Source organism: Kitasatospora sp. NPDC005751, from assembly GCF_040630835.1.
GTDB lineage: Bacteria > Actinomycetota > Actinomycetes > Streptomycetales > Streptomycetaceae > Kitasatospora.
The window spans coordinates 56,235-79,655 of the sequence record NZ_JBEXYC010000022.1; the positions used below are offsets into that span (position 1 = coordinate 56,235).

General features: G+C 73.5%; 21 protein-coding genes. 11 read left to right on the forward strand and 10 right to left on the reverse strand.

Features of this window, described 5'->3' with window-relative positions; genetic code table 11:
• Nucleotides 1-186: 186 nt before the first annotated feature.
• From ABZ497_RS20810 to ABZ497_RS20820, 3 genes are all read right to left on the reverse strand, one after another.
• Nucleotides 187-2,253, reverse strand: coding sequence for a prolyl oligopeptidase family serine peptidase (locus ABZ497_RS20810; RefSeq protein WP_359807256.1), 2,067 nt, complete (start codon nt 2,251-2,253; stop codon nt 187-189).
• Nucleotides 2,254-2,368: 115 nt separating this feature from the next.
• Nucleotides 2,369-2,701 carry a metalloregulator ArsR/SmtB family transcription factor gene (locus ABZ497_RS20815; protein WP_329486894.1) on the reverse strand — a complete coding sequence of 111 codons (333 nt, stop codon included), beginning with the start codon at nt 2,699-2,701 and terminating at the stop codon, nt 2,369-2,371.
• Between the two features lie 28 nt (nt 2,702-2,729).
• Nucleotides 2,730-3,104 carry a hypothetical protein gene (locus tag ABZ497_RS20820; RefSeq protein WP_329486893.1) on the reverse strand — a complete coding sequence of 125 codons (375 nt, stop codon included), beginning with the start codon at nt 3,102-3,104 and terminating at the stop codon, nt 2,730-2,732.
• Nucleotides 3,105-3,362: 258 nt separating this feature from the next.
• On the opposite strand from ABZ497_RS20820, the gene ABZ497_RS20825 reads away from it, so the two are divergent.
• A complete protein-coding gene (locus ABZ497_RS20825; protein ID WP_329486891.1) occupies nt 3,363-6,218 on the forward strand; it encodes a DEAD/DEAH box helicase in 2,856 nt (951 codons plus the stop codon).
• 67 nt (nt 6,219-6,285) lie between these two features.
• Here the strand turns inward: ABZ497_RS20825 and ABZ497_RS20830 are convergent, their stop codons facing one another.
• The 3 genes from ABZ497_RS20830 to ABZ497_RS20840 form a co-directional block, all read right to left on the reverse strand.
• The gene (locus tag ABZ497_RS20830; protein ID WP_359807311.1) at nt 6,286-7,188 is read right to left on the reverse strand and encodes a 5'-3' exonuclease; all 903 of its coding nucleotides are present in this window, start codon (nt 7,186-7,188) and stop codon (nt 6,286-6,288) included.
• Between the two features lie 102 nt (nt 7,189-7,290).
• Nucleotides 7,291-8,370: a cation diffusion facilitator family transporter gene (locus tag ABZ497_RS20835; RefSeq protein ID WP_359807259.1), complete on the reverse strand. Its 1,080-nt coding sequence runs from the start codon at nt 8,368-8,370 to the stop codon at nt 7,291-7,293.
• Between the two features lie 273 nt (nt 8,371-8,643).
• Nucleotides 8,644-9,384 (reverse strand): gamma-glutamyl-gamma-aminobutyrate hydrolase family protein, encoded by a 741-nt coding sequence (locus tag ABZ497_RS20840; RefSeq protein WP_329486888.1) that lies wholly within the window; start codon nt 9,382-9,384, stop codon nt 8,644-8,646.
• A 155-nt stretch (nt 9,385-9,539) separates the two neighbouring features.
• Here ABZ497_RS20840 and ABZ497_RS20845 point away from each other — a divergent pair, with 155 nt between their 5' ends.
• From ABZ497_RS20845 to ABZ497_RS20860, 4 genes are all read left to right on the forward strand, one after another.
• On the forward strand, nt 9,540-10,934 hold the full coding sequence (locus ABZ497_RS20845; protein WP_329486887.1) for a glutamine synthetase family protein: 1,395 nt from the start codon (nt 9,540-9,542) through the stop codon (nt 10,932-10,934).
• 5 nt (nt 10,935-10,939) lie between these two features.
• Nucleotides 10,940-12,307 carry an aldehyde dehydrogenase family protein gene (locus ABZ497_RS20850; protein WP_359807262.1) on the forward strand — a complete coding sequence of 456 codons (1,368 nt, stop codon included), beginning with the start codon at nt 10,940-10,942 and terminating at the stop codon, nt 12,305-12,307.
• Between the two features lie 9 nt (nt 12,308-12,316).
• On the forward strand, nt 12,317-13,123 hold the full coding sequence (locus ABZ497_RS20855) for a 3-oxoacyl-ACP reductase (protein WP_359807265.1): 807 nt from the start codon (nt 12,317-12,319) through the stop codon (nt 13,121-13,123).
• A 143-nt stretch (nt 13,124-13,266) separates the two neighbouring features.
• Complete coding sequence (locus ABZ497_RS20860; RefSeq protein ID WP_359807268.1) at nt 13,267-14,469, forward strand: DUF2510 domain-containing protein; 1,203 nt, start codon at nt 13,267-13,269, stop codon at nt 14,467-14,469.
• 142 nt (nt 14,470-14,611) lie between these two features.
• Here ABZ497_RS20860 and ABZ497_RS20865 read toward each other — a convergent pair whose 3' ends face one another.
• The 3 genes from ABZ497_RS20865 to ABZ497_RS20875 all read right to left on the reverse strand — a co-directional run bounded on the left by ABZ497_RS20865 (nt 14,612) and on the right by ABZ497_RS20875 (nt 17,573).
• Entirely contained in the window at nt 14,612-15,535 is a 924-nt protein-coding gene (locus ABZ497_RS20865; protein ID WP_359807270.1) for a lytic polysaccharide monooxygenase, read from the reverse strand.
• A gap of 249 nt (nt 15,536-15,784) precedes the next feature.
• Nucleotides 15,785-16,243 carry a hypothetical protein gene (locus ABZ497_RS20870; RefSeq protein ID WP_359807272.1) on the reverse strand — a complete coding sequence of 153 codons (459 nt, stop codon included), beginning with the start codon at nt 16,241-16,243 and terminating at the stop codon, nt 15,785-15,787.
• Between the two features lie 97 nt (nt 16,244-16,340).
• Nucleotides 16,341-17,573, reverse strand: a complete 1,233-nt coding sequence (locus tag ABZ497_RS20875) for an amino acid deaminase/aldolase (protein WP_359807275.1) — start codon at nt 17,571-17,573, stop codon at nt 16,341-16,343.
• A 117-nt stretch (nt 17,574-17,690) separates the two neighbouring features.
• Here ABZ497_RS20875 and ABZ497_RS20880 point away from each other — a divergent pair, with 117 nt between their 5' ends.
• On the forward strand, nt 17,691-18,434 hold the full coding sequence (locus tag ABZ497_RS20880; protein WP_329486879.1) for an SseB family protein: 744 nt from the start codon (nt 17,691-17,693) through the stop codon (nt 18,432-18,434).
• Between the two features lie 67 nt (nt 18,435-18,501).
• On the opposite strand, the gene ABZ497_RS20885 is transcribed toward ABZ497_RS20880, so the two are convergent.
• The gene (locus ABZ497_RS20885; protein ID WP_329486878.1) at nt 18,502-18,879 is read right to left on the reverse strand and encodes a DUF1844 domain-containing protein; all 378 of its coding nucleotides are present in this window, start codon (nt 18,877-18,879) and stop codon (nt 18,502-18,504) included.
• A 483-nt stretch (nt 18,880-19,362) separates the two neighbouring features.
• On the opposite strand from ABZ497_RS20885, the gene infC reads away from it, so the two are divergent.
• From infC to ABZ497_RS20910, 5 genes are all read left to right on the forward strand, one after another.
• A complete protein-coding gene (gene infC / locus ABZ497_RS20890; protein WP_359807314.1) occupies nt 19,363-20,085 on the forward strand; it encodes a translation initiation factor IF-3 in 723 nt (240 codons plus the stop codon).
• Between the two features lie 139 nt (nt 20,086-20,224).
• Nucleotides 20,225-20,419, forward strand: coding sequence for a 50S ribosomal protein L35 (gene rpmI / locus ABZ497_RS20895; protein ID WP_329486877.1), 195 nt, complete (start codon nt 20,225-20,227; stop codon nt 20,417-20,419).
• A gap of 109 nt (nt 20,420-20,528) precedes the next feature.
• Nucleotides 20,529-20,924 (forward strand): 50S ribosomal protein L20, encoded by a 396-nt coding sequence (rplT, locus tag ABZ497_RS20900; protein ID WP_329486876.1) that lies wholly within the window; start codon nt 20,529-20,531, stop codon nt 20,922-20,924.
• Nucleotides 20,925-21,063: 139 nt separating this feature from the next.
• Nucleotides 21,064-21,930, forward strand: coding sequence for an RNA methyltransferase (locus tag ABZ497_RS20905; RefSeq protein WP_329486875.1), 867 nt, complete (start codon nt 21,064-21,066; stop codon nt 21,928-21,930).
• A 125-nt stretch (nt 21,931-22,055) separates the two neighbouring features.
• Entirely contained in the window at nt 22,056-23,159 is a 1,104-nt protein-coding gene (locus ABZ497_RS20910) for an ATP-binding protein (protein WP_329486874.1), read from the forward strand.
• The last annotated feature ends 262 nt before the right edge of the window (nt 23,160-23,421 follow it).

Here is a 23,421-nt window from a genome sequence, read left to right on the forward strand (position 1 = left end):
GAGTCGGTGGAGTCGGGAAACAGTCGGTGGAGCGCAGGTAATATTTCACATGTCATGGGTCACACGGAAGGGATGGGATGGGGGCGACGGGCCGGATGCGCGACCGGCCGCCCCGTGGGAGCGGCCGGTCACGGTCCTGTGGTGGCGGGCGCCGGGGCGTCGACGCCCCGGCGTGCCCCGCCGCCGCTACCCCAGGGCGCCCCGCAGGAAGGCGAGTTCGGCCGCCGTGACCTGCTCGCCCACCCCGTCCGGGGTCATGTGGGTGACGCCCGGCAGCGGCAGCACGCTGTGCGGGCGGCCCGCCCGGGTGAGCGCCCGGGAGAGCAGCAGGGTGTGCGAGGGGTGCACGTTGTCGTCGGCCAGGCCGTGGATCAGCAGCAGTGGCCGGGTGAGCGACGGCGCGTCGTCGATCAGGCAGTCCGCCGCGTAGCCCTCGGGGTTGTGCTGCGGCAGGTCGAGGTAGCGCTCGGTGTACGCGGTGTCGTACCGGCGGAAGTCGGTGGGCGGCGCGCCCGCGCAGGCGGCGTGGAAGACGTCCGGGCGGCGCAGCACGGCGAGAGCGGCGAAGTACCCGCCGTAGGACCAGCCGCGCACGCCCACCCGGCTCAGGTCGAGGTCGGGGTGGTCCGCGGCGAGCGCGTGCAGCGCGGCGACCTGGTCCTCCAGCGCGGCCGCGGAGAAGCGGCGGAAGATCGCCCGGGTGAAGGCGGGGGAGACGAACGGGGTGCCCCGGTTGTCGGTGGTGACCACCGCGAAGCCCTGGTCGGCCCACCACTGGCGGAGCTGCCAGCGGCGCGGTTCGTTGGCCACCGCCTGGTAGCCCGGGCCGCCGTAGACGTCGAGCAGGACGGGCAGCCGTCGGCCGGGCAGATGGCCGCGCGGGTACACCACGGCGGTGGGCAGGCCGTGTTCGGTGACCCGGGCGAGCCGCGGTTCGACCCGGTACGGCAGGGCGGCGGACAGGTCGGTGGGCGCCGCCTCGCCCCAGGGGCCGGTCAGCCGGCGGCGGACGCCGTCGGGGCCGGCCGAGACGAGCAGCAGGGTGTCGGCGGCGGCCAGCGCGGAGTGCACGCCGGGGCCGGAGCTGACCGGCTCGGGGGCGCCGCCGTCCGGGTCGACCAGGTGGACGTACTGGTCGGCGGGGTCGCCCTGGCCGGTCTCGCAGAGCAGCCTGCCGCGCAGCCGCCCGACCACCCGGCGGATCTGCAGGCCGGTGGTGTCCAGTGGCTCGCCGTCCACGGCCAGGCCGCGGGCGGCGGGGGTGTCGTGGGCGGTGAGCAGCCGGCCGCAGTCCAGCCGGGCGGGGGTGCCGGGCAGGTCGTCCACCCAGAACTCGTCGGTGGTGCGGGAGAGTTCACGGGTGGTGCCGGTGGCCGGGTCGGCGGTGAGCAGCAGTACGTTCTGCTGGAGGCGGTCGGCGACGGTGAGCAGGACCTCCCCGGTGCCGGCCCACTCGGCCGCGCAGAGGTAGGGGAACGCCCCGGCGTCCCAGCGCAGCCGGGTCCGGGCGCCGTCCAGGCCGAGGACCCAGAGCTGGACGTCCGCGTTGGGCCCGCCGGCCTGCGGGTAGGCGAAGTCCTCGGGCCGCTCGTCCGGGTGGGCCGGGTCGGCGAAGTAGCGCCGGGGCAGGGCGGCCTCGTCCACCCGGGTGGCCAGCAGCGCGCCGCCGTCCGGGCGCCACCAGTGGCCCCGGGCGCGGCCCAGCTCCTCGGCGGCGGCGAACTCGGCGACGCCCCAGCGGGCGCCGTCGGCGGGGCTCAGCGGCGCGGGCGCCGGGGTGACGTGGAGGGCGTCGTCGGCGACGTAGGCGACGCGGTGGCCGGCCGGGTCGGGGCGCGGGTCGAAGGCCGGTCCGGTCACCGGGAGTTCGGCGCAGGTGCCGGCGGTGGTGTCGGCGCGGAACAGCCGCCCGTCCAGGGTGAACACGGCGACCGCGAGGTCGGCGGTGGCGGCGAAGGTGCCGATGCCGGCGGCGGTCAGCCTGGTCCGTTCGCGCAGCCGCCGCTCGACGGCGGGCAGGTCGTCGCGGTCGCCGCCGCGGCCCGGGGCGAGCACGGCGGGGTCGGCGACCAGGCGTTCCTCGCCGGTGGCGAGGTCGAGGAGGTGGAGCCGGTCGACCCGGTCCTGCGGGCCGGCCGAGCGGAGCAGCAGCAGTCGGGTGCCGTCCTCGCTGAGGGTGATGGCGCGCGGGGCGCCGTGGCCGAAGCGGCCGGTGCGGGCGCTGAGGTCGAGGAAGGGATCGGTGAGGGTCACGGCCCGATGGTCGCCGGGAGGTACCTTCCCGGACCAGTAGGGCGTCATGTGAAATGTCACACATCACCCGCGGAATGTGAGGTGACGTGGCGTCCAGGGGCCGTCGGGCCGGGCGTCAGTCGGCGCCGGCGCGGAGTTCGGCGAGCAGGACGCTCTGCTCGGCGATCAGCCCGGTGAGGATCCGCCGGGCGGTGAGCAGCAGGTCGGCGACCTCGGTCCCGGACAGCGCGTACACCACCGTGCTGCCCTCCCGGGTGGCGGTGACGATGCCGGACCGGCGCAGCACGGCGAGTTGCTGGGAGAGGCTGGACGGTTCGATCGCCAGCTCGGCCAGCAGGTCGCGGACGGGCGTCGGTCCGGCCTGCAGTAACTCCAGCACCCGGATCCGGACGGGGTGGCCGAGCATCCGGAAGAACTCGGCCTTGGCCTGGTACAGCGCGACCGCCACAGCGCTCCTTTCCTGGTGCCCGGCCCGGTCAGATCTCCAGTCCGACCTCGATCCGCTTGAGGTGGTGGCGGGCCATCGCCAGGTTGGCGCGGCTGCGGTTGAGCGCCAGGAACAGGAAGAGCCCCCGGCCGTTCGGCATGGTGAGCGGCCGGAGCAGGTGGTACTGGCTGGTGAGGCTGACCAGGATGTCCTCGATCTCGTTGTCATGGAGGTTGAGCAGCTCCATGGCCCGCATCTTGGCCCGGACCACGTCGGTGTTGCCGGCGGCGGCGACGTTGAGGTCCAGCTCGCCGCCCTCGCCGAGGGTGCCGAGCGCCATGCCGCTGCCGTAGTCGACCAGGGCCACGCCGATCGCGCCCTCGATCGCCATGGCCTCCTTGAGCGAGGTCTCCAGGTTCGCCATCGTCTTCTCCTCCTGTGAGCGGGGGACTCCCCTGCGTGGTGGCTGTGGGACCGAATGTAGGGAGAGGGGACGGCGTGGCACCGGGAATGACCGGAGACGTTCGAAGATGGCCGCTTCGTCGCTGCTTGAAGACATTTGCAACTATGGATGTGAGAGAGAACCGATCCGGTAGCGCGAAAAATCGGTGCTATCGATGTCAGTCCTCCCGGGTAACCTCTCGCTGAGATGCGAGATCACACCAATCACACCCGGACGGCGATGAACACCCCTGAGCCCGAGCAGCCCGAAGACCGGGAGCTCAGCCCCGCCGAGGCGTACGCGGCCTTCCGCCGCCGGGCCAAGGAGCAGGCCAGCGCCCTGTACGGCTTCCAGCAGCTCTACGACTTCCCGCTGGACGACTTCCAGCTGGAGGCCTGCCGGGCGCTGGAGGGCGGCGACGGCGTCCTGGTCGCCGCGCCCACCGGCTCCGGCAAGACGATCGTCGGCGAGTTCGCCGTGCACCTCGCCCTCCAGTCCGGGCGCAAGTGCTTCTACACCACGCCCATCAAGGCGCTCTCGAACCAGAAGTACGGGGACCTGGTCAAGCGCTACGGCGCGGCCAAGGTCGGCCTGCTGACCGGTGACAACAGCGTCAACGGGGACGCCCCCGTGGTGGTCATGACCACCGAAGTGCTGCGCAACATGCTCTACGCCGGCTCCTCCTCGCTCAACGGCCTCGGCTACGTGGTGATGGACGAGGTGCACTACCTCGCCGACCGCTTCCGCGGCGCCGTCTGGGAGGAGGTCATCATCCACCTCCCCGAGTCGGTGGTGCTGGCCTCGCTCTCCGCGACCGTCTCCAACGCCGAGGAGTTCGGCGACTGGCTGGACACCGTGCGCGGCGGCACCAAGGTGATCGTCTCCGAACACCGCCCGGTACCGCTGTGGCAGCACGTCATGGCCGGCAACCGGATGTACGACCTGTTCGCCAACCCGGACCGCGACGGCCGCCCCAAGGACGCCCCGCGCAACCCGGCCAAGGCCGTCAACCCCGAGCTGGTCCGGCTCGCCCGCTCCGAGCTGGACCGCAACCCGCGCGACCGGTTCGGCCGCGGCCGGGGCCGCTCGATGCCCAACGGCCGCCCGGGCAAGGTCTGGACGCCCGGCCGGGTCGACGTCATCGACCGGCTCGACGCCGAGGGCCTGCTCCCCGCGATCACCTTCATCTTCAGCCGGGCCGGCTGCGAGGCCGCCGTCCAGCAGTGCCTCAGCTCCGGGCTGCGCCTCAACAAGGAGGAGGACCGGGGCCGGGTGCGGGCCATCGTCGAGGAGCGCTGCGCCGACATCCCCGACGAGGACCTGCACGTCCTCGGCTACTTCGAGTGGCTCGACGGGCTGGAGCGCGGCATCGCCGCCCACCACGCGGGGATGCTGCCGCGGTTCAAGGAGGTGGTCGAGGAGCTCTTCGTGAAGGGTCTGGTCAAGGCCGTCTTCGCGACCGAGACACTGGCCCTCGGCATCAACATGCCCGCCCGCTCGGTGGTCATGGAGAAGCTGGTCAAGTGGAACGGCGAGACGCACGCCGACATCACCCCCGGCGAGTACACCCAGCTCACCGGCCGGGCCGGCCGCCGCGGGATCGACATCGAGGGCCACGCCGTGGTGCTCTGGCAGCGCGGGCTCGACCCGGAGGCGCTGGCCGGCCTGGCCGGCACCCGCACCTACCCGCTGAAGTCGTCCTTCCGGCCCTCGTACAACATGGCCGTCAACCTGGTCTCGCAGTTCGGCCGGCACCGCTCCCGCGAGCTGCTGGAGACGTCCTTCGCGCAGTTCCAGGCGGACCGCTCGGTGGTCGGCATCGCCCGCCAGGTCCAGCGCAACGAGGAGGGCCTGGACGGCTACCGCGCGTCCATGACCTGCCACCTGGGCGACTTCGACGAGTACATGGGCCTGCGCCACCAGCTCAAGGACCGCGAGAACGAGCTGGCCCGCGAGGGCAGCAGCCAGCGCCGCGCGGCCGCCGTCGAGTCCATCGAGCAGCTCAAGCCGGGCGACGTCATCCACGTCCCCACCGGCAAGTTCGCCGGTCTCGCGCTCGTCCTCGACCCGGGCCTGCCGCCGGTCAGCCGCAACGGCCGGGTCGGCTCGCGCCACCCCGACTTCCAGGACGGCCCGCGCCCGGTGGTGCTCACCGCCGAGCGGCAGGTCAAGCGGCTCGCCATGATCGACTTCCCGCACCCGGTCGCCGCCCTGGAGCGGGTGCGCATCCCCAAGTCCTTCAACCCGCGCAGCCCGCAGTCCCGGCGCGACCTCGCCTCCGCGCTGCGCACCAAGGCCGGCCACCTGGAGCCCGAGCGGTTCCGCAAGGGCCGCGCGGCCGCCGCCGACGACGCGGAGATCAGCCGGCTGCGCGCCGCCCTGCGCCAGCACCCGTGCCACGGCTGCGACGAGCGCGAGGACCACGCGCGCTGGGCCGAGCGCTACCACCGGCTGCACCGCGACACCGAGCAGCTGGAGCGCCGGATGCGCTCCCGCACCCACACCATCGCCCGCACCTTCGACCGGGTCTGCGGCCTGCTCACCGACCTCGGCTACCTCCGGGGCGACACCGTCACCGACGACGGCAAGCGGCTCGGCCGGCTCTACGGCGAGCTGGACCTGCTCGCCTCCGAGTGCATCCGCGAGGGCGTCTGGAGCGGTCTGGCCGCCGCCGAGCTGGCGGCCTGCGCCTCGGCGCTGGTCTACGAGTCCCGGCAGTCCGACGACGCCGCCGCCCCCCGGGTGCCCGAGGGCGGCACCAAGGAGGCACTCGGCCAGATGATCCGGATCTGGGGCCACCTGGACGCCCTGGAGGAGCAGCACCGGATCAACACCGCCGAGGGCGTCGGGCAGCGCGAGCCGGACGTCGGCTTCGCCTGGGCCGCGTACCGCTGGGCCCTCGGCCACAACCTTGACTCGGTGCTGCGCGACGCCGACATGCCGGCCGGTGACTTCGTCCGCTGGACCAAGCAGCTGATCGACGTGCTCGGCCAGATCCAGGACGCCGCCGGCGAGGACGCCGAGCTCCGCCGGACGGCCCGCAAGGCCGTCGACGGCCTCCGCCGCGGCATCATCGCCTACTCCTCGGTGGGCTGACCGTCGCACGCCGAAGGGGGCCCGTGGTCATCGACGACGGGCCCCCTTCGTGCTGTGCTGCCGGGTGTCAGCGCGCCGCGAGGACGGCCAGGACGCGCTCCAGGGAGGTGCCGAGGCCCCAGCGGGCGGAGAGCTCCTCCAGGGTCATCGGGTCCAGCGGCTCGCGCGGGAGGGCCGGGTCGAAGGGCGGCAGCGGCGCGTCGGCGGCGACCCGGACCACGGTCGGGGCGACGTCCAGGTAGGCCGCGCCCTCGACGATGTTGCGCCGGCGGGCCGGGGTGAGCTTCGAGTGGATGTCGAGGGCGGCGGCCCGGATCGCCGGGAGGTCGCCGTACTCGTTGATCAGCTGGGCGGCCGTCTTCTCGCCGATCCCCTTGACGCCGGGCAGGCCGTCGCTGGGGTCGCCGCGCAGGGCGGCCATGTCGGCGTACCGGGCACCGCGCACGCCGTACTTCTCCAGCAGCAGCGCGTCGTCGGTGACCTGGAGGTTCCCCATCCCCTTGACCGGGTAGAGCACGGTGATCCCGCGGGCGTCGTCGACCAGCTGGAAGAGGTCGCGGTCCCCGGTGACGATCTGCACCGGGCCCTCGGCCCGGGCGGTGAGGGTGCCGATCACGTCGTCCGCCTCGTAGCCGGGGGAGCCGACCCGGGCGATGCCGAGCGCGTCCAGCACCTGCTCGATCACCGGTACCTGCGGGGCGAGGGTGTCCGGCACCTCCTCCTCGCCGTCCACGGCCGCCTCGGCGACCCGGTGCGTCTTGTAGGAGGGCACGAGGTCGACCCGCCACTGGGGGCGCCAGTCGGCGTCCATGCAGGCGACCAGCTGGTCGGGCCGGTGGTCCTGGACCAGTCGGGCGATGAAGTCCAGCAGGCCCCGGACGGCGTTGACCGGTTCGCCCTGCGGGGAGCGCAGGGAGTCCGGCACGCCGTAGTAGGCCCGGAAGTACAGGCTGGCGGAGTCGAGCAGCATCAGTCGCGGTGCGGTCACGTCTCAGATCATGCCGTACCCGGCCGACAGCCCGCCGGTTCCGGCGCTCCCGGGGGCCGCTGTCCCGGCTTCGGCGCCCCGGGCTCAGTGCTCGTGCGGTCCGGCGCGGTGCACCGGGCCGTGCGAGTCGGCGCAGTGCTCGGGGAGGTCGCCGGCGGGGGTGGTGATCTGCAGCAGCGCGCCCGCCTCGTCCTCGCCGACGTGGTCGACCTGGAGGGTGCTGTGGGTGATCCCGTACTCGCCCGCCAGCCGGCGCTGCAGCTCCCGGCGGACGGCGTGGCAGTCACCGCCCGGGGTGACCAGGATGTGCGCCGACAGGGCCGGCTGGCCGGAGGTGATCTCCCAGATGTGCAGGTCGTGGATCTCCTCCACCAGCGGCTGGGCGACCAGCCGGTCCGCCACCGCGTCCGGGTCGACGCCGGCCGGGGCGGCCTCCAGGAAGATCCGCCCGGAGGCGCGGACCAGGCCGATGCCGGCCTTCAGCATCAGCGCCACCACGATCAGCGAGGCGATCGCGTCCGCCCGGGCGAACCCGGTGGTCAGCATCACCGCGCCGGCCACGGCGGTGGCGATGAACGCGTAGAGGTCGGTGACCACGTGCTGGAAGGCACCCTCGACGTTGAGCGAGCTGCGGTTGGCCCTGGACATGCACCAGGCGGCGGCCAGGTTGACCACGATCCCGATCAGCGCGGTGACCAGCACCAGCGAGCCGGTCACGTCCGGCGGGTCGATCAGCCGGGTGACGGCCTCGTAGCCCAGCCAGGCCGAGAGGACCAGCAGGGTGACGCCGTTCGCCTGGGCGGAGAGGATCTCGGCGCGCTTGAGCCCGTAGGTGTAGCCGCCGCGGGCCGGGCGGGCGGACAGTCGCATCGCCACCAGGGCCAGCACGATCGAGGCGGCGTCGGTGAGCATGTGCGCCGCGTCGGAGATCAGCGCCAGCGACCCGGCGGCGAAGCCGACCACCACCTCGCCGGCCATGAACACCACGATCAGCGCGAGGGCGCTCACCAGCCAGCGGCGGTCGGCGTCGGCGGCCACGCCGTGCGAGTGCCCGCCGTGACCGTGCGCGCCGTGACCGTGCCCGCCGTGCCCGCTCCGCGCGGGCCCGTCGCCGTGCCGGTGGTCATGCGCATGATCATCGGGGGAGTGGTCGTGCCCGGCCATCGAAGTCCTCTCCTGGACGCGCGGGGGTGGAGGCAGGGAGGCGAACGCCCCGCAGTCGAAGTGAACCGCAGATCGAAGGAAGATCCAAAGACTGCACTGGAGACCGTTGTCATTGCCGCGGCGCGACCCCCGCCCGGTGCCGCCGCGCCACCGCTGAGCAGGGAAGACGGGAATCGGGCAGGTCGGACGGCTCGGCCCCACCGTGGCGGCCGACGCGGTGACCGCGGGGCCCGCCGGACCGGTGGCCGTGACCGCCCGTCGGGCCGGGTGGGTCTAACCGAGCGCGCCGACCGGCTCCAGCGGGACCGTCCGGGCCGCCGTCGCAGCCCGGACCAGGGCCTGCATCACCCGCAGGTCGTCCCCCTGCTCGGGGTGCCACTGCACCCCGAGGGTGAACCCCGGTCCCTCCACCGCCTCCACGGTGCCGTCCGGCGCGTGCGCGCTCACCCGCAGCCCCGCGCCGAGCCGGTCCACCGCCTGGTGGTGGAAGGTCGGCACGGTCAGTTCGCTCTCCGGCAGCAGTCCGCCGAGGAGCGTCCCGGGCACCGGCCGCACCGTGTGCTCCCCGTACGTGCCGGGCGTCCCGGCGTGCACGTCGGGGTGCACCACGTCCGGGAGGTGCTGGACGAGCGAGCCGCCGCAGACCACGTTCAGCACCTGCATGCCCCGGCAGATGCCCAGCAGCGGCATGCCCGCCGCCAGGGCCGCCCGCAGCAGCGCCGACTCCCACTGGTCCCGCTCCGGCGAGTCCGCCTCGGTCAGCGGGTGCGGCGGCTGCCCGTAGTACGCCGGGTCGATGTCCGGTCCGCCCGTGATGACCAGGGCGTCCAGCCGGGCGAGCACCTCCGGCGCGCGCTCCGGGGAGTCCGGCGGCAGCAGGAGCGCGATCCCGCCCGAATCCCGCACGTACGCGGTGTACCGCTCGGGCACCAGTGCCACCGGGCGGTTCCGCCAGTCGCTCCAACTCACGTCCACCTGGTAGGTGCTGACGCCGATGAAAGGCCTGCGATCCATGGCGCGCATTCTCCTCCAGCCCCGCCTGATACCCCGTCAACCACGCGTATCGGCGCGCCACACCCGTCCGCCCTCTTCCGCGCTGTCCGTGGCAGGCCGTACGGTTCGCTGTGACCGTGTGATCTCGCTGAGTGAGCGAAGGGGAGGGTCCCGTCATGCCCGACAACACCGCCGCGACCGCGCGGCCGCGCGCGCCGCTCACCCTCGGCGAGCTGCGCACGCTGGTCGACGCCGGCGAGATCCACACCGTCGCGCTCGCCTTCACCGACATGCAGGGCCGGCTTCAGGGCAAGCGCTTCGCCGCCCGGTTCTTCCTCGACGAGGTCGCCGAGCACGGCGCCGAGGCCTGCGACTACCTGCTCGCCGTCGACATCGACCTCAACACCGTCGACGGCTACGCCCAGTCCTCCTGGGAGACGGGCTACGGCGACTTCGCCATGCGCCCCGACCTCGGCACGCTCCGGCTCACCCCCTGGCAGCCCGGCACCGCCCAGGTCACCGCCGACCTCGCCCGGCACGGCGGCCACCCCGTCGACACCGCGCCCCGGCAGGTGCTGCGGCGTCAGATCGAGCGCCTCGCCGAGTACGGCCTGGCGGCCGACATCGGCACCGAGCTGGAGTTCCTGGTCTTCCGCGACACCTACGAACAGGCCTGGCTCGGCGGCTACCGCGGCCTCACCCCGGCCAACCAGTACAACGTCGACTACTCGCTGCTCGGCACCGCCCGGGTCGAGCCGCTGCTCGCCCGGATCCGCAACGAGATGGCCGGCGCCGGCCTCGTCGTCGAGTCGGCCAAGGGCGAGTGCAACCTCGGCCAGCACGAGATCGCCTTCCGCTACGCCGACGCCCTCACCACCTGCGACCAGCACAGCGTCTACAAGACCGGCGCCAAGGAGATCGCCGCCCAGCAGGGCTGCGCACTCACCTTCATGGCCAAGTACGACGAGCGCGAGGGCAACAGCTGCCACATCCACCTCTCGCTGCGGGACCTCCGCGTCCCGGGCGGCGCCCCGGCCTTCGCCGACCGCGACGGCCGGATGACCGACACCATGCGGCACTTCCTGGCCGGCCAGCTCGTCGCCCTGCGCGAGTTCAGCGTGCTCTACGCGCCCAATATCAACTCCTACAAGCGCTACCGGCCCGGCTCCTTCGCCCCGACCGCCGTCGCCTGGGGCCGCGACAACCGCACGTGCGCCTACCGGGTGGTCGGCCGCGGTCCGAGCCTGCGGATGGAGAACCGCGTCCCCGGAGGCGACGTCAACCCGTACCTCGCCGTGGCGGGCATGATCGCCGCCGGTCTGCACGGCCTCCAGCAGAAGCTCGAACTGCCCACGCCCTGCCTGGGCAACGCCTACGCCGCCGACGAGTACACCCGGGTGCCCGGCTCGCTGCGCGAGGCCGCCGACCGCTGGTCGCAGAGCGAGCTCGCCCGCGCCGCCTTCGGCAACGACGTCGTGGAGCACTACCTGCACATGGCCCGGGTCGAGCAGTCCGCGTACGACAGCGCCGTCACCGACTGGGAGCGCTACCGGTCCTTCGAGCGGATGTGAGCCGCGTGGGGAGTCCCGCCGTCAGCACCGTCCTCAACCCGGCCACCGGGGAGGTGCTCGGCACCGTCCCGGACACCACCCCGGCGCGGCTGGACGCCGCCGTCCAGCTCGCCCTCAAGGCCCAGCAGGGCTGGGCCGCGCTCGCCCCCGGCGAACGCGCCCGGCTGCTGCGCCGCTTCGCCGACCAGGTCGAGGTGCACATCCCCGAGCTGGCCGCCCTGGAGGTGAGCGAGGCCGGGCACACCGTGGGCAACGCCCGCTGGGAGGCCGGCAACGTCCGCGACCTGCTGGAGTACGCCGCCGGCGGGGTGGAGCGGCTGACCGGCCGCCAGATCCCGGTGGCCGGCGGCCTGGACGTCACCTTCCACGAGCCGATCGGCGTGGTCGGGGTGATCGCCCCGTGGAACTTCCCGATGCCGATCGCCGCCTGGGGCTTCGCCCCGGCCCTGGCCGCGGGCAACGCCGTCCTCCTCAAACCCGCCGAGGCCACCCCGCTCACCGCTCTGCGGCTGGCCGAACTCGCCCTCGCCGCCGGGCTCCCGGAGGGCCTGTTCCAGGTCGTCCCCGGGGCCGGCGCCACCACCGGCCGGGCACTGGTCGACCACCCTGCCGTCCGCAAGGTCGTCTTCACCGGCTCGACCCTGGTCGGCAAGGAGGTCGCCGCCCGGTGCGCCGCCCAGGCCAAGCGGGTCACCCTCGAACTCGGCGGCAAGAGCCCCAACATCGTCTTCGCGGACGCCGACCTCGCCCGCGCCGCCGACCCGATGTCCTTCCTCGACAACAGCGGCCAGGACTGCTGCGCGCGCAGCCGCATCCTGGTCCAGCGCGAGGCCCTCGACGACTTCCTCGCCCTGCTGCTGCCCGCCGTCGAGGCCGTCCGCACCGGGGACCCGGCCGACCCGGCCACCGAGCTCGGCCCGCTGATCTCCGCCGCCCAGGTCCGCCGGGTCGCCTCCTACGTCACCCCCGAGCTGCCGGTGCTGGCCCGCGGCGCGGTCCCCGACGGCCCCGGCTTCTGGTACCCGCCGACCGTGCTCGCGCCCACCGACCCGACCGTGCCCGCGGCGACGGAGGAGATCTTCGGCCCGGTCGCGGTGGTGCTCCCCTTCGACGGCGAGGCGGACGCCCTGCGGCTGGCCAACGGGACCCGCTACGGACTCTCCGGGTCCATCTGGACGCGGGACGTCGGTCGCGCGCTGCGCCTGGCCCGGGGCGTCGCGGCGGGCAGCCTCTCGGTCAACTCGCACTCCTCGGTGCGGTACTGGACGCCCTTCGGCGGGTTCGGCGAGTCCGGCGTCGGCCGGGAGCTCGGGCCGGACGCGCTGGTCCCCTTCACCGAGACCAAGAACGTGTTCATCCAGAGCGAGGAGTAGGAGCCAGTCATGAGCGAGAAGCCTGCCGCGGCCGGGAAGGACGGCCCGGTCTGCCGACGCCTGGTCGGCCGTACCGCCGTGATCACCGGCGCGGGCAGCGGCATCGGCCTGGCCGCCGCCCGCCGGCTCGCCTCCGAGGGGGCGAAGGTCGTGTGCGCCGATGTCGACGAGCCGACCGGCGAGGCGGCCGCCCAGGAGGTCGGCGGCCTCTTCGTGCACACCGACGTGACCGACCCGTACATGGTCGAGGCGCTCTTCGACCAGGCCTACGAGACGTACGGCAGCGTGGACGTCGCCTTCAACAACGCGGGCATCTCGCCGCCCGAGGACGGCTCCATCCTGACCACGGAGCCGGCCGCCTGGCGCAGGGTCCAGGAGGTCAACCTGACCTCGGTCTACCTCTGCTGCAAGGCGGCGCTGCCGTACATGCGGCGGCACGGGCGCGGTTCGATCATCAACACCGCCAGCTTCGTGGCCCGGATGGGCGCGGCCACCTCGCAGATCTCCTACACCGCCTCCAAGGGCGGGGTGCTGGCGATGTCCCGCGAGCTGGGCGTGCAGTTCGCCCGCGAGGGCATCCGGGTCAACGCGCTCTCGCCGGGGCCGGTGGACACCCCGCTGCTGCGCGAGCTGTTCGCCGCGGACCCGGAGCGGGCGGCCCGCCGGCTGGTGCACATTCCGCTCGGCCGCTTCGCCCGGCCCGAGGAGATCGCGGCCGCGGTCGCCTTCCTCGCCAGCGACGATTCGTCCTTCATCACGGCGAGCGAGTTCCTGGTCGACGGAGGCATCGCCGGTGCCTATGTGACCCCGGTCTAGAGTCGATCCGGGGCCGACCGGGGGCTGATCCGGGGCCGATCGGGGCCTTCGTTCGGCCTTCTCACCGTAATCTCATGGAGAATGCCGGAAATCGGCGGTCGCGCTGATATCGCGTTTATCCGGCTGCCTTTAGATTCTCTGACGTGAGCGAGCAGATTCCCGCCGGGTGGTACCCGGACCCGAAGGACACCACCAGCGATCCGCGACCGCAGCGCTGGTGGGACGGTAAGGGCTGGACGGCCGACACCCGGCCCGCACCCTCGGACGCCCCGCCGGAGCCGGTGGCTCCCGCGGCCCCGGGGCCGGACGAGACCGCCGAGACCCGGGTGCTGGAGGGGGAGGTGCTGGGGAGCGGGCCGACGGTCCGCTACCCGGAGCCGCCCCCCTTCGGCGCCGCCTACGGCGCCATCGCACCCCCGGCGCCCAAGACCAGGCGCAGGCCGTCCAAGCTGGTGATCGCGGCCACCGTCGCGGCCCTGCTGGGCCTCGGCGCCGGCTCCGGGATCACCTACCTGGCGATGGACGGCCACGGCGAGCCGCGTGCCACGCACCGCACCTCGCGGCAGGCCCCGCCGATCGGCGAGGAAGGCCCGTGGGGCGGTCTGCCCGACCTGGGCGGCCCCGGTAACGACGGTGGCCAGGGCGGCAACGGCGGAAGCGGTCAGGGCAACGGCAACGGCAACGGCAACGGCAACGGCGGCAAGGGCAACGGCCAGGGCCGGGGCAACGGCGGCAGCGGCCAGGGCAACGGTGGCCAGGGCAACGGCGGCCAGGGCAACGGCGGGAACGACGGCACCTCCCAGGGCAGTGACACCGCCGCCGACCTGGTGAACCGGATCACCCTGCCCGTCCCCTCCGGCTGGCAGGGCGGTACCACCCCGGACGGCTTCGCCGCGCTGAGTGTCGGCGCCTACACCTGTGACGGGGGCGGCAGCTGCTCGCTGGGCGGTGCCAACACGGGTGTGGTCGCCGGCGGCACCGACGTCCAGGCGGCGGCCAAGGCCGACATCGAGAAGGCCGCCAAGGACTCGTACAACGACCTCAACTCGCACCAGGAGCTGAAGTCCGAGGCGGTCAAGGTCGACGGCCGGGACGGCTACCTGGTCCGCTGGAAGGTCGACGCGGCGAAGGGCAACGACGGCTACGTGCAGACCGTCGTCTTCCCGTCCACCGACGGCAAGTCGCTGATCTCCGTTCACCTCGGCTTCGACATCGCCGACAAGGCGCCCGACGTCGCCGTGATGGACACCATCGTCAAGGGCATCGCCGCCTACACCGGCAAGCTGCCCGCCTTCCCGGGCGGCGGCGCCGGCCCCGGCGGGGGCACCGGTACCGCCACCACCTGATCGCACCGCTCCGCTCACGTACGGCGGCCCACCCGGACACGTCCTCCGGGTGGGCCGCCGCCGTGTTCACACGCCGAGCTGGGGATCGCCTGGGCCGGACCGCACGGGGGGCGGTGTGCGGTCCGGCCCAGGCCTCCGGCGGTCAGGAGTCGCGTCGAACAGCCTCGAAGCGACGGCGCCGGAGCACCATGCCGGCCCAGCCGACGCTGATCGCGGCGGCGCCGGCCAGCAGCAGCGGACCGGTGGGCGAGCCGCCGACGGCCGCGCTGGCGGTCGGCACCACCGCGCCCGCCGGCTCGTTCGCGTTGCCGCCGTGCCCGTGGTGGGAAACGGTGGACCGGGACTGGCCGGCGGCGATCTGCGCCTCGCTCGGCGCGGCCGGGGCCTGCGCGGCGAGCGCCGACACGGGCTGGTCCACGGCGGCCGCCGTCTTGCCGAAGTCGACGTCGGAGCAGCTGTAGAACGCCTCCGGGCTGTCGCTGCGCTGCCAGACCATGTACAGCAGCTGGCGGCCGGTGCGCTGCGGCAGCGTCCCCGTGTAGGTGTAGTAGCCGTCGGTGGCGGTACGGGTGACCTGCACCTGGGCGACCGGGGCCGACTCCAGGTCGGACCACTTCAGCGGCTTGGTCGGGTCGTAGCCGGCCTTGGTGATGTAGACGGTCTGGGTGCCGACGTGCGCCGCGGTGACGCGGAACTTGAAGGCGAACGAACCGGCGCTGACCGGGGTGGCCGGCCAGTCGGTGCGGGGCATGTCGAGCGCCTTGTACTTGTCGCGGTTGGCCGAGCAGAGCTTGCCGTCCGGGATCAGCGCCTGGTGGTTGCCGTTCGCGTTGGCGATGTTGACCTCGTTCCAGTCGTACAGCGGCTGGGTGCCGCTCATCGCCACGAGGTCCTTGCAGACCTGGGACTTGGGAGTCTCCGGCCCTTCGGCGTAGCAGGCCGCGATGCGGCTGACCGGGTTGGTCATGGCACCGTGGGCGCTGGCGGTGCCGGCGGCGGTCGTCGAAACGGCGAGGACCGCGGCGCCTATGACGCCGAGGGACAGAGCGCTTCTCTTGATGGACATGGGGTGGGGACTCCTTGACCGTGTTCCGGGCCGAGAGTGTGGGGGAGTGGGCACGTCTGCCCGGGGCCCGCCGGCCCGGCGCGCGGGGCCCGGGCTGAGCGTATGATTGGACTAGACCAACTGGCAATAGCCCGTTGTGGCGTACTTTTTGACGGACTGTAGCCGTACGCGCAGCACAGAGGCCCGGGGGGCGCCGGAGTTCGGGCGCCCCTCGGGCCTTCTTAAGGTGGGGGAAAGGCCGGGAAAAGGTCAGCGGCCGCCGGAAGGCCGGCCCGGGCCCTGCCCGTACTGGTGGAAGTGCGCGCCCCCGTGCACGTTCTTGGCCTGGATCACCATGCCGTGCATCGTTCCGCCGGTGATGGTGTTGTTCAGGGACTCGCCGCCCGGTGCGGGCAGCCGCGGCTCGAACTCCGCCAGGATGGCGCGGAGTTCGTCGGCCACCTCGGGGTTCTCCAGGAGTGCCTGGCGGAGCCGGCCGCGCCAGGTGCCGGTCAGGTCGTCGACGGCCCCGGTGTCACCGGTCTCCCGGGCGCGGGCGATGACCGTCCGCGAGCGCTCCAGGGCCGCGGCCTCCGCCTCGTCGGTCTCGCCCCGCCCGAACAGCGCCGCGAAGCGCGAACGCGCCTGGTTCCAGGCCTCGGTGGCCATCAGCCCGACCAGGGTGGTGGCACCCGAGGTCACCAGCCCCTGCACGATCTCGGCCTCCATGGCCCCCCCTGACGTCGCGTCCGGTCCTGTCGAGAACCACCGTAGGGCAACGAGGGCGCCGCGGCGGCCCGTTCGGCCGTGGTGGCGTACCCGGTGGTCAGAGGAAGGTCCGCTGCTCGCCCCGGTAGGTCGGGACGGTGCGCACCACCCGCTCGCCCTCGATCAGGTGCAGCTCGGCGAAGCGCTCGCACAGCTCGCCCGCCTTGGCGTGCCGGAACCAGACCCGGTCCCCGATCAGCAGGTCGTCGGCGGCCGCGCCGAGCAGCGGGGTCTGCACCTCGCCGGCCCCCTCCATCGGGTCGTAGCGCAGCCCGGGCGGCAGGTGGGGCACCGGCGAGCGGTCCGGCCCGGCCGCGCCGGAGGCCGGGTAGCCGCCGCCGAGCACCGTCACCACCCCGAAGCCGGGCCGGCGCACCACCGGCTGGCCGAACAGCGCGGCCGGCCGGCCCCGGAACGAGCGGTAGTTGTCGAACAGCCGCGGCAGGTACAGCCCCGAGCCCGCCGCCACCTCGGTGACCGCCCGCTCCGCCACGGTCGACTCGACGCTGCCGGTGCCGCCGCCGTTGACGAACTCCAGCTCGGTCACCCGGCGCAGCCGCCGGACCGTCGCCGCGCGCCGCTCGGCCAGCTCGGCCCGGGCCTTCGCCTGCATCAGCCGGATCATCCGGGAGCGCACCGGCCGCCCGGGCACGCTGTCGCCCACCCCGGCGATGTGTCCCTCGTAGGCCATCAGCCCGACCACCCGGAACCCGCGGCGGCGCTGCACCAGCTCGGCGAAGGCCCCGAGGTCCTCGGGCGTGCGCATCGGCGAGCGCCGGGCGCCGACCCGCACCCGCCCGCCGAACAGTTGCAGCGCGGTGTCCAGCTCCAGGCAGACCCGGACCTCGGCGGGGCCGGTCCGGGCCGCGTCGATCAGGTCGAGCTGGGCCGGGTCGTCGACCAGCACGGTGACGGCGGCGGCCAGCTCCGGATCGCCGGTCAGTTCGGCGAAGCCGGAGCGGTCCGTCGAGGGGTAGGCCAGCAGGACGTCGCGGACGCCCGTGCGGGCCAGCCAGAGCGACTCGCCGAGGGTGAAGCTCATCACCCCGGCGAAGCCGTCCATGGTCAGCACCCGCTCCAGCAGGGCGCGGCAGCGCACCGACTTGCTGGCCACCCGGACCGGCTTGCCGGCCGCCCGGTGGACCAGGTCGGCCGCGTTGGCGTCGAAGGCCGCGAGGTCGACGACGGCCACCGGGCCGTCGAGATGGGCGGTGGCCCGGTCGTACCGGGCTCGGTCGGCGGCCGGCGAGGGCACGGCGGCGGTACGGGCAGCAGCTTCGAGCGTGGCCATGGGCGCAGAGTGCCACACCCCGCTACCGGTGGGTAGGCCTGCGGCGGACGATCCACCCCGACGGCGCGGATCCGCCTCGCCCCGGCGGCGGGTGTGAGGTGGCATAGGGTCGGCCGGGTGGACCGCAAGAACATTCCGAACCCAGGATTCGCCGCCGACGACGGCACCGCCGACCCGGCACTCGCCGAGGCGCTCGCGCGCTGGTCGCAGGAGCCCGGGGCCGAGCCGGAGGTGCTCGCGGCGCTGACGCCGACCCGGCTGATGGTCCCGATCGTCGCCGTCCTCGGCGAGGTGGAGCTGGACGAGCACGGGCACAAGCACGAGAAGACCAGTGACATGGCCGTCCCGGTGATCGAGGCCGCGGACGGCCGGCGGGCGCTGCCGGCCTTCACCTCGATGGAGGCGCTGACCCGCTGGCGCGCCGACGCCCGCCCGGCACCGGTCGCCGCCCCGCAGGCCGCGATGGTCGCCTACTCCGAGCGCGCGGACACCCTGCTGATCGACCCGGCCGGCCCGGTGCCGTACCGGCTGTCCGGGGCCCGGCTGCGCGCGCTGGCGGAGAACCGGCCGTACCTGCCGCCGGTGCGCGACCCCGAGGTGCGCGAGGCCGTCCGGGCGCTGCTGGCGGCCGAGCCGCAGGTGGTGAGCGGTCTGCTGGCGCCCTACCAGGAGGGGGACGGCCTGCTCGCGGTGGTGCTGGACCGGGCGCTGGACCAGGAGGCCGTCCAGGCGGCCGCCCGGCGGATCGGGCAGGCGGTCGCGGCCGACCCGGTGCTGCGGGTCCGGCTCGACCGGGGCCTGAACCTGGCCGTGCTGCCGGCCGACTCCGCGTTGCCCGGCGAGCCGCTGTACCGCCGCTAGCGGTGCCCGGCCCACGCGCGGTGCCCCCTCGCCCGGTGCCCGGGCACCGCCGGTGTCCCGGTGGGGTTCAGGCGTAGACCGGCCCGGTGAACTTCTCGCCCGGCCCGGTGCCCGGCGCGTCCGGCACGATGGACGCCTCGCGGAAGGCCAGCTGGAGCGACTTCAGGCCGTCCCGCAGCGGGGCGGCGTGGAAGTTGCTGATCTCGGGGGCACCGGCGGTGACCAGCCCGGCCAGCGCGGTGATCAGCTTGCGCGCCTCGTCGAGGTCCTTGTCGGCCTCGCCGCCCTCGGCCAGGCCGCACTTCACGGCGGCGGCGCTCATCAGGTGCACCGCGACGGTCGTGATCACCTCGACGGCGGGGACTTCGGCGATGTCCCGGGTGAGGTCGTCGAAACCGATCGCCTCGTCGTCCGCGGCGGGGTTCTGGGTGGGCTCGCTGCTCAAGGGGGGCTCGTTCCGTCGTGCCGGTGTCCGTACCCGAGGAGCGTACAAGGGGGCCGGCCGGGGGCCGGGCCGTGGGGAGCGAGGGGCGGAATACCGGGCGCGGCCGAAACGCTGTATGCTTCGAGACTGACCGGCCAGGAGCTCCTGAGGAGCGCCCGGCCAGCAAGAGGAGGCTCCACCCAGGAGGCCCGAGAGGGCAACCGCGAAAGTCTCCCACCCGATCGGCCTCACGGTCGACGGGTCCCGGTCCGCGACGGGCGCCCAGGCGCCGAGTCGCCCGCCGCACCCCTCACCGGGTGCAGCCCCCGGTTGTGTGGAGCCCCGCTTGTACCGAGCGGGGCTTTTTTCGTGTCGCGGTGCATGCAGTGCCAATCAGCAAGGTAGGCAGCGCAGCACGAATGAAGCCCCGCCCAGTGGTCGAGTCCACTACGTGCGACCGCCGTCCGACGGCCGCATCGCAGAAGGTGCAACCTAGGAGGCCCCATCAGCACCGAGCCCCGCATCAACGACCGGATTCGCGTCCCCGAGGTGCGACTCGTCGGTCCCAGCGGCGAGCAGGTCGGCATCGTGCCGCTTGCCAAGGCGCTGGAGCTCGCGCAGGAGTACGACCTCGACCTCGTCGAGGTCGCGGCGACCGCCCGGCCGCCGGTGTGCAAGCTCATGGACTACGGCAAGTTCAAGTATGAGTCGGCCATGAAGGCCCGTGAGGCGCGCAAGAACCAGGCGCACACGGTCATCAAGGAGATGAAGCTCCGGCCGAAGATCGACCCGCACGACTATGACACCAAGAAGGGTCACGTCGTTCGGTTCCTCAAGCAGGGCGACAAGGTCAAGATCACGATCATGTTCCGCGGTCGCGAGCAGTCGCGCCCCGAGCTGGGCTTCCGACTGCTGCAGCGGCTGGCCAACGACGTCCAGGACCTGGGCTTCGTCGAGTCCTCGGCCAAGCAGGACGGCCGAAACATGATCATGGTTCTCGGCCCGCACAAGAAGAAGACCGAGGCGATGGCCGAGGCCCGCGCGATCGCGGACGCCCGCAAGGCCGAGCGTCAGGGCCGCACCCCCGGCTCCGACGCCGCCGAGGCCGACGAGGACGCAGCGCTTGAGGCCGAGAACGCCGCGGCCGAGGCGGAGGCCGACGAGGCCGACGCCGAGGACGACGCCGCCGAGGTCGAGCAGCCGGCCGAGGCCTCCCAGGACGCCTGAGCCTTCACCGGCCAGGGCGGTTCGGGAGACCGGCCACCAAGGTGAACGGGCGTCCGCCCGGTCATCGCAGATCCATCCTTCACGCCCGCGCGGCGCACACCGCGCGGGCGTGGACGGACCGACGAGGAGATACGGCGAAATGCCGAAGCAGAAGACGCACAGTGGCGCCAGCAAGCGCTTCAAGATCAGTGGCTCTGGCAAGGTGCTGCGCGAGCGCGCCGGCCGCCGCCACCTCCTGGAGCACAAGCCCTCCACGCTGACCCGCAAGCTGGCCGGCACCGTCGTGGTGGCCCCCGCCGACGCCAAGAAGATCAAGAAGCTTCTCGGCAAGTGATCGCCCTCCCGCCCGGCGCGAGCCGTGAGCGGGGCAGCTGATCCTTCCCGACCCATTCGAATGACGGACCGCGTGAAGTAGTCCGTGGTCCAACCCAAGGAGTAATCAAGTGGCACGCGTCAAGCGGGCAGTCAACGCCCACAAGAAGCGCCGGGTCATCCTGGAGCGCGCCAGCGGCTACCGGGGCCAGCGCTCGCGCCTGTACCGCAAGGCCAAGGAGCAGGTCACCCACTCGCTGGTCTACAACTTCAACGACCGCAAGAAGCGCAAGGGCGACTTCCGTCAGCTGTGGATCCAGCGCATCAACGCTGCGGCCCGTGCCAACGGCATCACCTACAACCGCTTCGTGCAGGGCCTGAAGGCCGCCAGCGTCGAGATCGACCGCAAGATGCTGGCCGACCTCGCGGTCAACGACCCGGGCGCGTTCGCCTCGCTCGTCGAGGTCGCGCAGAAGGCGCTGCCGGCCGACGTCAACGCCCCGAGGGCCGCCGCCGACGCCGCCTGATCCTCCTGGATCGGCCTGATCCCCCCGGGATCGGTTCGTCGCACCGACCGGACCCGCAGGCTCTCCCTGCGGGTCCGGTTTTGCGTTTCCCCGCCACAGTCCCTGCACGCCACCGGCGCCCCGCCTCAGAGACGAGACCATGTCGAGCACCGACACCCCCCTGCTGACCTCCCTGCGCTCGCCCCGCGTCGTCGCCGCCCGCCGGCTCGCCAAGCGGAACCAGCGCACCAAGGAGCGCCGCTTCCTCGTCGAGGGCCCGCAGGCCGTCCGGGAGGCCGTCGCGTTCGGGACGCTGCCGGGCACGGCCGACCACGCCGTGGTCGAGGTCTACACGACCCCCGAGGCCGCCGAGCGGCACGCCGGCATCGTCGCCGCCGCCCGCGCCGAGGGGCTGCCGGTGCTCACCGCCACGGACGAGGTCATCGCGGACATCTGCGACACCGTGACCCCGCAGGGCATCGTGGCGCTCTGCCGGTTCATCGACACCCCGTTCGCCGAGGTGCTGGCGGCCCGTCCCAAGCTGGTCGCGGTGCTCGCCCACGTGCGCGACCCCGGCAACGCCGGCACCGTGCTGCGGACCGCCGACGCGGCCGGCGCGGACGCGGTGGTGCTGACCGACGCCTCGGTGGACCTGTACAACCCGAAGGCCGTGCGCGCCTCCGTCGGCAGCCTGTTCCACCTGCCGGTCGCCGTCGGCGTGCCGGTGGAGGAGGCGGTCGGCCGGCTGCGCGAGGCCGGCGTGCGGGTGCTGGCCGCCGACGGCGCGGGGGAGCGCGACCTCGACCAGGAGCTGGACGAGGGCACGCTGGGCGCGCCCGGCGCATGGGTGTTCGGCAACGAGGCCTGGGGGCTCCCGGAGGAGACCCGCGCCCTCACCGACGAGGTGGTGCGCGTACCGATCCACGGACACGCCGAGAGCCTCAACCTCGCGACGGCCGCCGCCGTCTGCCTCTACGCCTCCGCCCGGGCGCAGCGCTCGCCCGGCGGCTGCCGGGCGCGGGCGTAGGCCGTACCCGGACGCTCCCGGAAGTCGTCATCGCGACGCCGCGGGCCCTACTGCGGGGGGCCGCGAGACGCTAGGGTCTGCCTCGGTGGGGGGAAAGACACGGTGGGTAATCGGGGAGGACACCCATGGTCGGCAGCGGGCCAGAGCTCGACCCGGACGACCTGCCGGACGGCCTGGTGGTCGCCGACGCCCTGGGCCGGGTGGTCTGCTTCAACCGCACCGCCGCCCGGCTGACCGGCATCCTCCAGGAGGCCGCGCTCGGCAGCCCGCTGGAGCACGCCCTCCCGCTGGAGGACCTGGACGGCCGCCGCTGGTGGCAGCTGACCGACCCGTACGGCGGCCTGGCGACCCGGACCAGCCAGCCCGAGCGCAATCTGCTGCTCCCCGGCGGCCGCGAGGTGCTGGTGTCCGCCCGCTACGTCCGGACGCGCCCCCAGGCGCCGCTGGAGCGGCTGGTGATCGCGCTGCGCGGCACCGAGGCCCGCCGGCGGACCGAGCGCAGTCACGCCGAGCTGATCGCCACCGTCGCGCACGAGCTGCGCTCGCCGCTCACCAGCGTCAAGGGCTTCACCGCGACCCTGCTGGCGAAGTGGGAGCGGTTCACCGACGGGCAGAAGCGGCTGATGCTGGAGACCGTCGACGCCGACGCCGACCGGGTCACCCGGCTGATCGCCGAGCTGCTGGACATCTCCCGGATCGACGCCGGGCGGCTGGAACTGCGCAAGCAGGTGGTCGACCTGGCCGCCTCGGTGCGCCGGCACGTGGACCGCAAGGTCGCCACCGGCATCCCCGAGGACCGCTTCGACATCCGGATCAGCGAGCCGCTCACCGTGCTCTGGGCCGACCCGGACAAGGTGGACCAGGTGCTGGCCAACCTGCTGGAAAACGCGGTGCGCCACGGTGAGGGAACTGTCACGATCGAGGTGGCACCGGCCAAGGAGGTCGTCGAGGCACCCGTCTGGGAGCGCTCCGGCACTCCGCCCCGAACTGTGGAAGGCACCGCGGTCACCGTGAGCGATGAAGGCACCGGCATCCCCGAGGACTCGATGCCGCGCGTGTTCACCCGCTTCTGGCGCGGTTCCAAGCGCGGCGGCACGGGCCTGGGCCTCTACATCGTCAAGGGCATCGTGGAGGCCCACGGCGGCTCGATCCGCGTCGACCGCGCGCCCGGCGGCGGCGCCCGGTTCCGATTTATCCTGCCCGCCGGCGTGCCCGACTTCATGCTCTGACGGAGCCTGGAGGCAGCCGCACCGGGCTCCGGGGCGGCGCCGCCGCCCCTGGAGCCCGGTGCGGATCGGGAGGCCGGACGGGCTTGACGGCAGCCGCACCATGCGCTGCGACTACACTCGACCTTTGGCGTTGTGGGACGCCCTGCGCGGCCGTGCCGCGGACACCCCTTCCGAGCACCTGCGGCGGGGGCTGCCCGTGCCCCGGCCACGCCGGGCGTCACGCGAAGGCACGAGCCCTTACCTGAGCACGGACGAGCAGGAG